The 14511-nt window shown below is 31.4% G+C and carries 10 protein-coding genes, 1 tRNA gene and 1 pseudogene; 11 read left to right on the forward strand and 1 reads right to left on the reverse strand.

The window, feature by feature from the left end; translation table 11 throughout:
- The first annotated feature begins 88 nt into the window (after window positions 1–88).
- The 10 genes from P2G10_RS12120 (at window position 89) to P2G10_RS12165 (ending at window position 12859) form a co-directional block, all read left to right on the forward strand.
- A tRNA-Val gene (locus P2G10_RS12120) sits at window positions 89–163 on the forward strand.
- Between the two features lie 1681 nt (window positions 164–1844).
- Window positions 1845–2222, forward strand: coding sequence for an HU family DNA-binding protein (locus P2G10_RS12125; RefSeq protein ID WP_275316840.1), 378 nt, complete (start codon window positions 1845–1847; stop codon window positions 2220–2222).
- A gap of 790 nt (window positions 2223–3012) precedes the next feature.
- The gene (locus tag P2G10_RS12130; RefSeq protein WP_275316842.1) at window positions 3013–4296 is read left to right on the forward strand and encodes a nucleotide sugar dehydrogenase; all 1284 of its coding nucleotides are present in this window, start codon (window positions 3013–3015) and stop codon (window positions 4294–4296) included.
- The gene (locus P2G10_RS12135) at window positions 4296–5234 is read left to right on the forward strand and encodes a Gfo/Idh/MocA family oxidoreductase (RefSeq protein WP_275316843.1); all 939 of its coding nucleotides are present in this window, start codon (window positions 4296–4298) and stop codon (window positions 5232–5234) included. Before P2G10_RS12130 ends, P2G10_RS12135 begins: the two co-directional genes overlap by 1 nt.
- A gap of 27 nt (window positions 5235–5261) precedes the next feature.
- On the forward strand, window positions 5262–5690 hold the full coding sequence (locus P2G10_RS12140) for an adenylyltransferase/cytidyltransferase family protein (RefSeq protein WP_275316844.1): 429 nt from the start codon (window positions 5262–5264) through the stop codon (window positions 5688–5690).
- A 5-nt stretch (window positions 5691–5695) separates the two neighbouring features.
- The gene (locus P2G10_RS12145) at window positions 5696–7024 is read left to right on the forward strand and encodes a UDP-glucose dehydrogenase family protein (RefSeq protein ID WP_275316845.1); all 1329 of its coding nucleotides are present in this window, start codon (window positions 5696–5698) and stop codon (window positions 7022–7024) included.
- A gap of 6 nt (window positions 7025–7030) precedes the next feature.
- Window positions 7031–8047: an NAD-dependent epimerase gene (locus P2G10_RS12150; RefSeq protein ID WP_275316846.1), complete on the forward strand. Its 1017-nt coding sequence runs from the start codon at window positions 7031–7033 to the stop codon at window positions 8045–8047.
- Entirely contained in the window at window positions 8037–10475 is a 2439-nt protein-coding gene (locus P2G10_RS12155) for an SLBB domain-containing protein (protein ID WP_275316848.1), read from the forward strand. The genes P2G10_RS12150 and P2G10_RS12155 overlap by 11 nt, the downstream gene beginning before the upstream one ends.
- A 12-nt stretch (window positions 10476–10487) precedes the next feature.
- Window positions 10488–11570 carry a Wzz/FepE/Etk N-terminal domain-containing protein gene (locus tag P2G10_RS12160; protein WP_275316849.1) on the forward strand — a complete coding sequence of 361 codons (1083 nt, stop codon included), beginning with the start codon at window positions 10488–10490 and terminating at the stop codon, window positions 11568–11570.
- Between the two features lie 86 nt (window positions 11571–11656).
- Complete coding sequence (locus tag P2G10_RS12165) at window positions 11657–12859, forward strand: EpsG family protein (protein ID WP_275316850.1); 1203 nt, start codon at window positions 11657–11659, stop codon at window positions 12857–12859.
- 190 nt (window positions 12860–13049) lie between these two features.
- Here the strand turns inward: P2G10_RS12165 and P2G10_RS12795 are convergent.
- Window positions 13050–13408, reverse strand: a pseudogene (locus P2G10_RS12795) (IS1 family transposase); the annotation flags it as partial.
- A 260-nt stretch (window positions 13409–13668) separates the two neighbouring features.
- On the opposite strand from P2G10_RS12795, the gene P2G10_RS12170 reads away from it, so the two are divergent.
- Window positions 13669–14481 (forward strand): ATP-grasp fold amidoligase family protein, encoded by an 813-nt coding sequence (locus P2G10_RS12170; protein WP_275316851.1) that lies wholly within the window; start codon window positions 13669–13671, stop codon window positions 14479–14481.
- The last annotated feature ends 30 nt before the right edge of the window (window positions 14482–14511 follow it).

Genomic DNA, 14511 nt, shown 5'->3' on the forward strand with positions numbered 1-14511 from the left:
AGAGCACCTCGTTTACACCGAGGGGGTCGGGGGTTCGAATCCCTCATTGCCCACAACATTCCTGCCGAAACGGAATTAAAATAAAATCGGGCAATTAGCTCAGTTGGTTCAGAGCACCTCGTTTACACCGAGGGGGTCGGGGGTTCGAATCCCTCATTGCCCACATCAATAACAATCCTGATGAATTTTCATCAGGATTTTTTGTTTTTAAAAACCTGAAGCTTGCTTCGTGGTTTTTTGAAAACAAAAAACTTTATTTGAGTGAAACTCATTAGGGTTGTATTTGCGGTAGTGGTTTCAGTAAGGGATCTGTAATCCCGTATTTTTAAACGTTAACTAGAAGTTTGCTTCCAAGTGCTATGTCGGTTTTCAGCTTCTTGTGTTTTATTTATTGTTTTCTCTAACCTCTAACCTCTAACCTCTAACTTCTAACCTTTCTCTTTCTTTTCCATTGCTGAATACTGAATCAAGTTCAGCACAGGCTTCACAAAAATCTAGTCTTGCACTTTCAGCGGTCAAAGTTATTTTTGAAAACTAAAACAACTGAACTCGCTGCGCTCAAACAGCATTTGTTTTTGCGTCTTCTTCAAATGTTTGACACTCGCTTGTAAGTGCTATGTCGGTTTTCAGCTTCTTGTGTTTTATTTATTGTTTTCTCTAACCTCTAACCTCTAACCTCTAATCTGTAATTTGTAATTTCTCTTTTTCTTTCCCATTGCTGAATACTGAATCAAGTTCAGCACAGGCTTCACAAAAAGCTAGTCTTGCACTTTCAGCGGTCAAAGTTATTTTTTGAAATCTAAAACAACTGAACTCGATGTGGGCAGACAGCATTTGTTTGTGCGATTTCTTCAAATGTTTGACACTCGCTTCCAAATGCTATGTCGGTTTTAGTATTTTCTTTAACTACTAACTACTAACTACTAACTACTAACTACTAACTACTAATCTCTAACCTCTAACCTCTAATCTGTAATTTCTCTTTTTCTTTTCCATTGCTGAATACTGAATCAAGTTCAGCACAGGCTTCACAAAAAGCTAGTCTTGCACTTTCAGCGGTCAAAGTTATTTTTGAAATCTAAAACAACTGAACTCGCTTTGCTCAGACAGCATTTGTTTTTACGATTTCTTCAAATGTTTGACACTCGCTTGCAAGCGCTATGTCGGTTTTAGTATTTTTTTTAACTACTAACTACTAACTACTAACTACTAACTACTAACTACTAACTACTAATCTCTCTTTTCTGTTACTATAAAGAAAAAAACACTGGTAATTGGAGTGATTTCTTTACTTAATTAATATTTGTTAGTTTGTTTTGATAGGGATTGTGGTGAATTGGGCTGTTTTGATTTTAAGGGTTTTTAAGCTGTTTTTTTTAAAGAAGTGAAGCGAGCCTTGTTTTTTATATATAAATGATTAAAACTTACTTTAAAGTGTTAATAACTCTTTGGAAGAAAGGTTTTTAAGGAGGGGAAGTTTGTAGTATCTTTATAAAAAACAAAAAAGTCTTAAAGTTGGTGCTCTAAGACTCTTTGTTAAAACGGTAACACTTTACGTAGTATTAGTTTTTTGTATTCGGACTTCAAAATTACAATACTTCTTAAAACTTACCAAAAAAAATGATTAATTTTTAATGCGATAGACCAAATCGCAGGTGGTAAGTTATGGATTAAAATGAATGTAAAGAAACTTCATTAAGTGCTTGTTATTTAATGAGATGCTGTTCTTAAGAAGAATAGGTATAGGTGTAAGAAACCTGGTTTCAGATAAAAACTTTAGAGAAGTCCGTGTAGTGTGCTCTTAAATTAAACTACACATTTTGTATATAGTAAATTATAAGATCATGGTAAAAGTAAAGCCAATAGAACGTCCAAATCCGCAGGACAGAACAGCGGATAAAAAATTTTATGCACAAGCAATATCAAACGGAACAACAGATTTAGAAAGGTTGGCTTATTTGGTGTCGAATCAAAGTACGGTACGAGAAGCCGATTGTTACGCTGTATTGCTATCGTTGTTACATAATGTTATCGACGAATTGTCGCAAGGAAAAATTGTAAAGCAAGATAAATTAGGGTCTTTTCAAATAGGGGTGCGCTCAGAAGGGGTTGCCACTGAAGAGGAACTGACATCAAGTGCGATTAAAAAAGCGCATATCAATTTTAGACCAGATAAAAGAATGCGTAATATGTTAAGTAATGTCGCTTTTACATTTAAGTAGTATTTAAAAGAATAGTTAGTGCCAACCTCAATAGCTTTTGCTATTGAGGTTTTTTTTTGTTTCTTTTTTTAAGGTAAAAAAACTCCCTATCTTTTTAAAAAACATACGATAGTTTTACTTAAAAGTTAGGCATCTTTTTAGTAAAAGAAACTTTAGAGTTAGCGTAAACAAACCAATCTTATGTTACGGCTTACTGCTGCGCTTTAATTCCGACGTTAAGGAGGCTAGTATCAAAAAAAACACCTAATAAAACTGGTGTAAAACAGTTCTGTTATGTGTTTTTTAACGTGAAAAACGCTGTGTTAAGGAAGGGATGCTCTATTTTTTTAGTTGAAAAATGTGTTGAGTTTTGCTGTTTTGTAATTTCCAGGGTAAATAATAGGTGTCAATTTTAATGGTTATGGGGTATAGCGCTGCTAATTTTAGTAGGTACTAATTGTGAACTTTAGCTATAAAAAGCGATGTAAACTGTTTGATTTCGGTGTTTGCGGACTATAAAAACGTATGGCAGTTAAAAAGATGTTGTTATTCAGGTTGTTTATTTCAAATTATGTATCCTAAAGCTAAAATAGATGGGTGTAAAATATTTTAAAGCGTGGGTGTTTTTAGATAATAGTTGTAAAGTGGTATGTAGTAGACATGTGTGGTGTTGCAAAAAAAAAATAATTATTTAGGAGTAACTGGTTTGTTTGTAGTAGTTTAGGTGTTTTTGTTGAAAGTGAAATCAGCCATAGATTATTCTCTTTTTAATAATGTTTTTGTACATTCGCAACTTGCTTAAATTTATATTATGAAAGAAAAGAAAATCGCTGTTATAGGCCTCGGTTATGTGGGATTGCCTCTAGCAAGATTGTTTGCAACTAAATATTCGGTTGTTGGTTTCGATATAAAATCTAAAAGAGTTGAAGAATTAAAGTCGGGAGTAGATGTAACGTTAGAGGTTGAAGACGCTTTGTTAAAAACTGTTTTAGTAGACAGTGATTCTGATGAAAAAGGCTTATTTGTTACTAGTAATGCTGATGCTATAAAAAACTGTAATTATTATATTGTTACGGTACCAACATCCGTAGATAAAAACAACCAACCTATTTTAACGCCATTATTAAGTGCTAGTAAAACCATAGGAAGTGTTTTATGCAAAGGCGATATTGTGGTGTATGAATCTACCGTTTACCCAGGAGCTACAGAAGAAGATTGTGTACCAGTATTAGAAAAAGAATCAGGCTTAAAATTAAATCAAGATTTTTATGTCGGCTATTCACCAGAAAGAATCAGTCCGGGAGATAAAATCCGTACGGTAGAAAATATTTTAAAAGTCACTTCGGGTTCTACTAAAGAAACAGCTAAAAAAGTGGACGATTTATATCAGTCGGTCATTGCAGCAGGAACGCATATGGCACCCTCTATTAAAGTAGCAGAAGCTTCAAAAATTATAGAAAACTGTCAAAGAGATATTAATATTGCTTTTGTAAATGAGTTGGCTAAAATTTTCAACTTAATGAATATTAATACTAGTGATGTTTTAGAAGCTGCAGGTACTAAATGGAATTTTTTACCTTTTAAACCTGGTTTGGTAGGTGGCCATTGTATTGGTGTAGATCCGTTTTACTTGGCCCAAAAAGCGCAACAATTTGGGTATTATCCCGAAATAATTTTATCAGGAAGGCGTTTAAATGACAGTATGGGGAATCATATTGCATCAGAAGTTGTGAAGTTGATGATTTCAGAAGATGTAAAAGTAAAAAATGCTGAGATTTTAATTTTAGGAATCACGTTTAAAGAAAACTGTCCCGATATTAGAAATACAAAAGTAATTGATGTATATCACGCTTTAAAAAGCTACGGAGTTACTATTGATATTCACGATCCGTGGGCTAAAGAAAAAGAAGTTTCAGATACTTATGGTATCACTTTAAATAAGCAGCTTTACGCTAAAAAATATGATGCTGTTGTGTTGGCGGTATCACATAACGAATTTAAAGAAGTAGATTTGTTGCGGTTAAAAAAGGAAAACGGAGTTGTATATGATGTAAAGAATTTCCTGCCTCAAGAATTAATAGATAAAACATTATAATGAAAAATTTTGCTTTAATAGGTGCTGCCGGATATATAGCGCCACGTCATTTAAGAGCTATAAAAGATACGAACAATACCTTAATCGCTGCGCTCGATAAATTTGATAGTGTGGGCGTGATGGATAGTTATTTTCCGAAGGCAGATTTTTTTGTGGAGTTCGAGCGTTTCGATCGTCACATCGAAAAAATTAAACGCCAGCAAAACATACAGCTCGACTATGTAAGTATTTGTACACCAAATTATTTACATGATTCACATATACGCATGGCTTTGCGAAGAGGCGCAGATGCTATTTGTGAGAAGCCGTTGGTGTTGAATCCATGGAATGTAGATGCGTTGCAAGCCATAGAAAAAGAGTCAGGAAACAAAATTAATACGATTTTGCAATTACGATTGCATCCTAGTATTATTGCGCTGAAAAAGAAAGTTGAAACCGAGAATAAAAAAGGAAAATACGATATCGATTTAACGTATATCACTTCTCGTGGTAATTGGTACGATGCATCCTGGAAAGGAGATGAAAGTAAATCGGGAGGAATTGCTACCAATATCGGAGTGCATTTTTACGATATGCTTTCTTGGGTTTTTGGTGAGGTACAAGAGAATTTGGTACATTTAAGAGAAAAAGATAAATCGGCAGGTTATTTAGAATTCAAAAAAGCAAGAGTGCGTTGGTTTTTATCTATTGATGAAAATTCATTACCAAAGCAGGTGCAAGAAGTCGGACAAAGAACCTACCGTTCTATAACCGTAGATGGAGAAGAAATAGAGTTTAGTGGAGGATTTACAGAATTACATACCGAAAGTTATAAAGGAATTTTAAAAGAAAACGGTTTCGGATTGGTCGATGCAAAGCAATCTATAGAAATTGTACACGATATTAGAAATACCGAATTGGTTAATATAGGAGAGAAACATTTGTTTTTAAGTAGATAAAACTATATTTGCAAAAAAGAAAAAGGAATGAAAATAGGAATAACCTTTAGTGCATTCGATTTGTTGCATGCGGGTCATGTAAAAATGCTAGAAGACGCAAAAGAACAATGTGATTATCTTATTTGTGGCCTTCAAACAGATCCTACTGTTGATAGACCCGAAAAAAACAAACCCATACAATCTGTAGTAGAAAGATACATCCAATTAAAAGGCTGTAAGTATGTTGATGAAATAGTACCGTATGCTACGGAGCAGGATTTAGAAGATGTATTACAATCTTTTAAAATAGATGTACGCATTTTAGGAGATGAGTATGCGGATAAAAATTTTACAGGACGTGCGTACTGTGAAGAAAAAGGAATAACATTATTTTACAATAAAAGAGAACATCGTTTTTCTAGTAGCGAATTACGTAAAGAAGTAGCTGAAAAAGAAAATAGTAAGATTAAAAAATAATAAGAATGAATATAGCAGTTGTAGGTTCAGGATATGTAGGTTTGGTTTCAGGAGCTTGTTTTTCAGAGATGGGAAATAAGGTTACTTGTGTAGATATTGATCAACATAAAATAGACAAGTTACATGAAGGGATTATTCCTATTTATGAACCAGGTTTAGAAAATATGGTGTTGAAGAATATCGCTAATAAAAATCTATTTTTTACAACCAATCTAGAAGAAGCGATTAGAGATGCCTCTATTGTTTTTATAGCTGTAGGAACTCCTATGGGAGATGATGGTTCTGCAGATTTACAATATGTGTTGGCGGTAGCTAAAGAAATAGGTAACAAGATGACTAAAAGACTTGTGGTGGTAGATAAATCAACGGTACCTGTTGGTACAGCAGACAAAGTAAAGGCTACTATTCAACAAGAGTTAGATAGAAGAGGAGAAGAGATAGATTTTGATGTAGTTTCAAACCCTGAGTTTTTAAAGGAAGGAGCTGCCATCGATGATTTTATGAAGCCAGATAGAGTGGTTATTGGTGCTGAGAGTGACTATGCCTTTGATAAAATGAAAGAATTATACAGTCCTTTTTTAAGGGCACACGACCGTCTTATTACCATGGATATCCGTTCTGCAGAAATGACAAAGTACGCAGCCAATGCCATGTTAGCGACTAAAATCTCTTTTATGAATGAGATTGCTAATATTTGCGAAAAGGTAGGCGCAGATGCGAACCAAGTTCGTATTGGTATTGGGTCAGATAGTAGAATAGGGTATAGTTTTATATATCCAGGAGCAGGGTATGGTGGTTCTTGTTTTCCTAAAGATGTAAAGGCATTAAATAAGATAGCAGAAGAACACGGATACAACGCACAATTAATTCAGTCTGTAGAAGAAGTTAATAATCGCCAGAAGTTTGTGATTGCAGAAAAAATCGTAAAAAGATTCGGTGAAGATTTATCAGGAAAGGTTTTTGCCCTTTGGGGACTGGCCTTTAAGCCAGGTACCGATGATATGCGTGAAGCACCGGCTATTTATGTAGTAAAAGAACTGGTTAGGCGCGGGGCTACCATAAATGCATACGATCCGAAAGCGATGGAAGAAGCACAGCATTTTTATTTAAAAGGTGTTGAAGGTATTTCGTATTTCGAATCTAAATATGAGGTTTTAAAAGACGCAGATGCTTTAATTCTATTAACAGAGTGGAAAGAGTTCCGTTCTCCTGATTTTTCAGAAGTACAACAACAACTAAGTACCCCTATAATTTTTGACGGTAGAAATCAATACAATGTATTCAACTTACAAGATAAAGGTTTCGAGTACCACCAAATAGGAAAACAAAACTAATATAAAATGAAAATACTTGTTACAGGAGCTGCGGGTTTTATTGGTTTTCATTTGTCAAAAAAACTATTAGACAAAGGTCATACTATTATAGGAATCGATAATATTAACGATTATTATAATGTTAATTTAAAGTACAATCGCTTAAAAGAATTAGGCATACAACAAGAAGAAGCCGCTGTTTTTTATAAAGAAACTACAAGTAGTTCTCATAATGGCTTTAAATTTATGCGAATAAATTTAGAGGATAAAGCAGTATTAACGACTTTATTTGAAAAAGAAAAGTTCGATGCTGTTTGTAATTTAGCAGCCCAAGCAGGTGTGCGTTATAGTATAGAGAATCCGGATGCTTACATACAGAGTAACATCGTTGGTTTTTTAAATATACTAGAATGTTGTAGACATAATAATATTAAGCATTTGCTTTACGCAAGTAGCTCTAGTGTATATGGGGCAAATGCAAAAATACCTTTTTCAGAAGAAGATAAGGTAGATACACCTGTGAGTTTATACGCAGCAACCAAAAAAAGCAATGAATTAATGGCACATACCTATAGTCATTTATATAAAATACCTACTACAGGTTTGCGTTTTTTTACGGTGTATGGCCCTTGGGGAAGACCCGATATGGCTCCTATGTTATTTGCGGATGCAATAGCAAACGATAGACCTATAAAAGTTTTTAACTATGGTGAAATGCAACGAGACTTTACTTATGTAGATGATATTGTAGCAGGTATTGAGCGAATTTTGGTCTCTGAAATAAAAGATAGGGACTTGTATAAGATTTATAATATAGGGAATAATAATTCGGTGAAATTATTAGATTTTATAGCAGAAATAGAAAAAAACATTGGTAAAGAAGCTCAAAAACAAATGTTACCAATGCAACCGGGAGATGTTGAAAAAACATGGGCAAATGTAAATGATCTTATAAAAGATTATAACTATAAACCTACTACATTGCTGCCTAAAGGAATTAAAGAATTTGTTAATTGGTTTAAAAATTATGCAATTGAAAAATAATATAATAGGGAAAAAACTATTAAAAAGTATTTTAATGGTTTTTATCATGTTCGCTAGCTATACAAACTATGCGCAAGGCACTCAACAACAGTTGAGTACGGTTGAGGTAGATAGTTTGTCAGATGAACAAGTAGCTGGTTATCGTGATAAAATTAAAGAAGAAGGGTATACGGTAGCACAGGCATTGGCAATTGCCAAAACTAGAGGGATGTCTGAAATTCAAGCTCAAAAATTACAAACTAGAATACGTAATTTAAGTACTTCAGTAAGCAATAATAGCAAACAACAAGGCGTATCCGACAATACGAATACTTCAGAAAATGAATTATTTTTTGGGTTGACAGGACAAGAAAGTAAAAAAACTAAAAAATCATTACTGTTTGGCTATGATTTTTTTAACAATCCAAACATTTCATTCACACCCAATTTAAATGTAGCAACGCCTAAAAATTATGTAATAGGTAGCGGCGATGTACTTTCAATTGATTTATGGGGAGCTGCCGAAGCTAATTACGAGAAAAAAGTAAATAGGCAAGGCGCCATTAATATTCAGGGTGTTGGATTTATTCAATTAGTTGGCTTACCAATAAAAGCAGCTAAATCTAAAATAAAAAATTATTTAAAAAGAATTTATGCAGGTATCGGTGCTTCGTCTAACAGTTATAATAAAGTAAATATAGCTGTTTCTATAAAAGAAGTAAGAAATGTTCAAGTAAGTATTGTAGGTGAAGTTAAAGTGCCTGGTTCTTATTCATTAAGTGGTTTTTCAACCATATTAAACGCATTATATGCAGCAGGCGGACCTACCGAAAACGGGACTTTTAGAAATATACGATTATTTAGAGGAGGTGAAAAAGTAGCTGATTTCGATTTTTATGATTTTTTAATCAACGGTTCCGAAGCTGGTAATATAACGGTGCAAGACCAGGATGTTATCATTGTTAAGCCTTATGCTAAAATAGTAACTATTAAAGGAGCTGTTAAAAGGCCTGGTTTGTATGAAATGAAATCAACTGAAACAGTGGCTGATTTATTAAAATATTGTAGTGGTTTTGTTTTTGATGCCTATAAACAGAATATCATCATAGAAAGGATTAATGGAAAGCAAAAAGAATTAGTTGAAATTCCGTTAACAGCTATTGCTAAAGAAAAATTAAATGATGGAGATTTTATAAAAATAAATAAAGTATCTAATCAGTTCTTAAATAAAGTTAGTATTGCAGGTGCTGTTTTTCAGCCAGGTAACTATGAGTATGAAGAAAATTTGTCTTTAGAAACGTTACTTGTAAAAGCAGAAGGTGTTACCAAAGAAGCTTTTTTAGATAGAGGTATTATTGTACGTAGCTACGATACAACAACAAAAGAAACAGTGTCTTTTTCATTAAGAAACAACAATGAAAATTTATTGTTAAAGGCAAACGATAGTGTGTATGTTTTTTCGAAAGAGGAATTGAAAGAAAAAGAATTTATTACCATTAACGGAGCAGTTAATAAAGGGGCTAAGTTTCCATACATGCAAGGCATGCAAATTGAAGATTTAATTGCGTTAGGCGGAGGCTTAAAAGATGGTGCAGATGCTACGATGATCGATGTTTCTAGACGATTAAAAGATGGTCGTTTTGAAACAATAAGTAAGAATTTTGATTTAAAAGCAAGTGGTTCTTTACAAGGAAGCGATAATAATAATTTTATGCTAATGCCTTTTGATATCGTTTCGGTACGTTACTTAAAAGGATATACCGAACAAAAAACAGTATTTATAAAAGGAGAAGCAAATTTTGAAGGAGAATATTCTATTGGAGCAAAAAACGAAAGAATTTCAGACTTAATTGCACAAGCCGGCGGTTTAACAAAATATGCATATATAGAGGGGGCTTTTTTAACAAGAAAGAATAATAAAGTTGAAGATATTAAACAATTAGAAATTATATCTGACTTTTCAAAAAAAGACACCTTAAGTGTCACAGAAGAAGAAATTAAACAAAAGAAAATCTTTAAAATAGGAATAGATCTTAATGAAATTTTAAAAGAAGGAGGAAGTTTATCTAAATTCAATTTAATATTAGAAGAAGGAGATGAGCTTTTCATACCTTCAGAAAGGCAAACAGTAAAAGTAGAAGGAGAAGTTTTGTCGCCATCGTTAGTGCGCTACGAAAAAGGGAAGAGCTTTAAGCATTATATAGAGAACTCAGGAGGTTTTTCTGCCAATGCGAAAAAGAGTAGGGCTTATGTAATTCATGCCAATGGAGATATTAAAACAACTAAACGATTTTTATTTTTTAAATCGTATCCTACTGTAAAACCAGGTTCGGTTATTTTAATACCTAACAAGCCAGAAAACAAGAATAAGATGTCAACGCAAGAAGTAATTGCGATTACTACAGGTTTGGCTACTTTAGGGGTGTTGGTTAAGAGTTTAACAGAATAACAGTTTAAAAAAATGGAAAATAAAAACAACCATAGCGCTGAAGATGAAATAGATTTACTGGCGTTATTTAAAACTATTTGGCAAGGAAAAAAAACTATTATCCGTTTTGTGATTATATTCGGATTCATAGGGTTGTTTATCGCTGTTTTTTCGGCCAAAGAATACACTGCCTCGGTTACCGTAGTACCCCAAACAGGTGGTAGTAAAGTTTCTGGTAATTTAGGAGGCTTAGCGGCCATGGCAGGTATCAATTTAGGGGGTGCAAATGAAGAGGGTATTCCGCCGGCATTGTACCCAAAAATAGTACAAAGTATTCCTTTTCAAAAAGAGTTACTACAAACACCGTTGAGTTTTTCTCATATTACAAATAAAGTAAGCTATCAAGAGTATTACACTAAACACGAGCAGTTTAATTTATTGGCATTTATAAAAGAGTATACTATTGGGCTTCCTGGTAAATTTTTAGGCATTTTTAAACCTGAAAAAGTTGTAGCTACCGAAGAAAAGAATGACGTTATTTATAGAACAACCTTACAAGATATTAAACTCTTTCATAATTTAGGAAGGCAATTAGCACTTGATATTAATGCCAAAGAAGGGTATGTGAAAATCTCTTTTTCAATGCCGGAAGCATTGGCTGCCGCTCAAATGACCAAAAGGGCGCAAGAATTATTACAACAATCAATTACAGCTTTTAAAACACAAAAAGCCAAGGAAGAGTTTACGTTCATAGAAGAACGTTATGACGAATTAAAAAAAGATTTTGAAAAAAAACAAGCTGTTTTTGCAAGTTATAGAGACCGTAATCAGGGCTTAATTACCTCGCGCTCACAATCGCGTTTAGAAAGTTTACAATCTGAATACAACTTAGCTTTTAGTATCTATACCGAATTGGCAAAGCAATTAGAAACTCAAAAAATAAAATTAAAAGAAAATACACCCGTATTTACAGTAATAAACCCGGTTAGTGTACCTGTTATAAAATCAAAACCAAAAAGAGCGATGATTTTTATTATTTGGCTATTTTTAGGAGTTCTTTTAGGTGTTAATTTTCTTTTTCTTAAGAAATGGCTTAGTAACTTAAAGTTAAAGTAGTATTATATTCCTGTAAAAATAATAAGTTATAGGTGTTTTTTATTTATAAAGGATAAGATTTTGTAAAGTATAATTTTAAATGTTTCATGGAAAAACTGAAAAACAATATATTTACTTACACCCTATTTATTCTTTCTCCCTTATTATCTCTTCCTCTTATTTTTGTAGATATGTATAAACAGAGAAGGAGTGGGGTAATATTAACTGTTTTATTTTTTTCTTTACTTAGTTACTATTATATTCCATACTCTTTTTTTGATAAAGTACATTATTATCATTATTATAATGATTATCTTAATTACTCTTTTAGTCAGTTTATAGATGAAATACTCGAATATCGAGCAGATTATATTGCTTATTTTATTATTTATGTAACTTCTGTTATAGGTCTTTCATTTCATTTTGCAGCTGCATTAATCACAGGTATATCTGTATGGTGTTATTTAGATGTCTTTTATAAATTAGCAAAAGAAATTAAGGTATCTAATAAAATATACTTTATATCATTTATATTAATTTTGTTTTCTTTTTCGTATTTTCATTTATTAACTGGTGTTAGGTATTATCTAGGCTCTGGCTTTATTGTTCAATCATTATATGCATTATACAAAGGAAGGAGCATTAAATTTTTTTTATATTTTATAATTGCTATAGCTTCGCATTATGGAACAATAATTTTTTTCCCTTTTTTATTAGTGTATTATTTGTTTAATAAAAAAGAGAAAATTATAAAAACTTTTTTCGTAATTTCTTCAACTTTTATTTTATTTAGTAGGGAAGGGTTATTATCGTTATTTAGCGGAATAGGATTAGGGAGTACATATACAAGGAAATTAGAGGGCTATTTAGGTGTGAATGATTTTATTGAACTACAATTATTAACTGGTAGTGTATATTATTTATATAAAGTGAAATTAACTTTATACTTACATTTTATAGCTTTGGTTTTTCTTTTGTTAAAAATTAAGTCTAAATCTAAATTTTATTTATTAACTATTTTAATGTTTTCAGTAGGTAATTTTATAAGTTCTGCACCTACTGTTTTTGAAAGAGTTACTCTGGTAAATAATTCATTTATTTTTTTATTATTATTGATGTATTTTATAAGTGAAAAAAAAATAAATTTTATTAGAATGGGTTATATATCTATAAGTGTAGTTATTCTTTTGTTATTCTTTTTAGATTTTATATTGCTTTATGTATCTTATATAGATAGTTATAAGTTAAAGGATTTTATGGTCTTATTGTTAATGTTTTTAGAAGATGTAGTTCATTATGGCAGAACTTAAATAATAATTATGAGGTTCGGAAAGATTTTTTTTACCTAAAAACATTTTTAAAGCAAAAAAGTAAGGAATCGAATTTGTCAAGTAAATTTCACTTCATTTTATCTCCTAATTTCCTAATTTCCTAGTTTTATAGGATGATAAAATAAATTTATTATGACAAAATTGGAGTTTATTTATTTATAAGGTATTGCTAATCTAAAATAGATAATGTTTTATTTCGATAATGCATTAATAATAGTATAGATAATTCTAGTATTTTAACACTTTTAGAATAGCATTTAGATTTTATCTCTCATCCTTGCTAAAAATGTCTAAACAAACTATTGTAGCCTTCAACTGTAAATGTTTCTGCTTTTGATTGCACATGTTTATCTTTAGGATTATCGCTTGATATGGTTTCCAATAATCACTCGCAATAGTTTTCATTTGATTGTCTTTAATTTCTTTCCAAAATTTTTTGGCTGTTTTTGTGCTTCTATCGCCAATAACGAAGTGGATGAATCTTTTGCCATATCGATCAACGGCAATCCAAATCCAACAGTAGTTTTTTTACGCCCAATCGAAGGTTAGTTACATATTAGTATTATTTTGTAAAGAGAATATAGAGTATTCTTTTTGTAAAATAAAAGGATAGTAAACATTAAAAAGAGTTAGATTAATATAATACATTTGTTTTTTGAAATAATAATATTTTTAAAGATAATTTTTGAGAAGTAATGATAAAAGAAAAAATAAAATTTATTTATTATAAGTTAAGGCTTTATCACTTATTAAGTGATAAAGCCTTTTTGAAGTTGCAATTTAGAAGGATGCAAGGGTATAGATTAGATTTAAATAATGTTAAAACATTAAATGAAAAAATACAATGGTTGAAATTGTATGACAGAACACCTTTACATACGATCTGTGCTGATAAGGTTTTAGTGAGAGATTATGTAGAAGAGAAACTGGGTAGTAAATATCTTATACCTATTGTAAATACTTTTAGATATAGTAATGAAATCACACCTGAAAAACTTCCAAATTATCCTGTAATAATAAAAACAAATCATGATTCTGGATCTTATTTTATTATTAAAGATAAAATAAATCAAAATTGGATTTTTATAAAAGAAAAATTAAGTCAAAGTTTGAATAATAATTATTATTATTCAGGAAGAGAATGGCAATATAAAAATATAAAACCATTAATTATAATTGAAAAATTATTAATTGATTCTGATGGTAAAATACCAATGGATTATAAATTGCATTGTTTTAGTGGTAAGGTTGAATACATATCTGTTGATATTGGTAGGGGTACTGATAATCATTGTAGAAATTGGTATGATAAAAATTGGAATAGAGCTCCTTTTAAATGGTCTTCTATTTCAGGTTCTAATAAAACTGATCCGAGTAAAAAAGATGTAGAAAAACCTACTGTTTTAAATGAAATGATTAAATGTTCTGAGGTTTTAGCGAAAGATTTTGCTTATGTTAGAGTTGACTGGTATGATTTAGATAGTAAATTGTTTTTTGGAGAAATAACATTTCATCATGATTCTGGCTTTTTACCTATCGAGCCCTATAATTGGGATTTAAAATTAGGTAATTTAGTTGATTTATCAAATATTAAAAGATAAATGATTATAAGACTATATTTTATTTCATTC

Source organism: Tenacibaculum bernardetii, assembly GCF_029125915.1.
GTDB lineage: Bacteria > Bacteroidota > Bacteroidia > Flavobacteriales > Flavobacteriaceae > Polaribacter > Polaribacter bernardetii.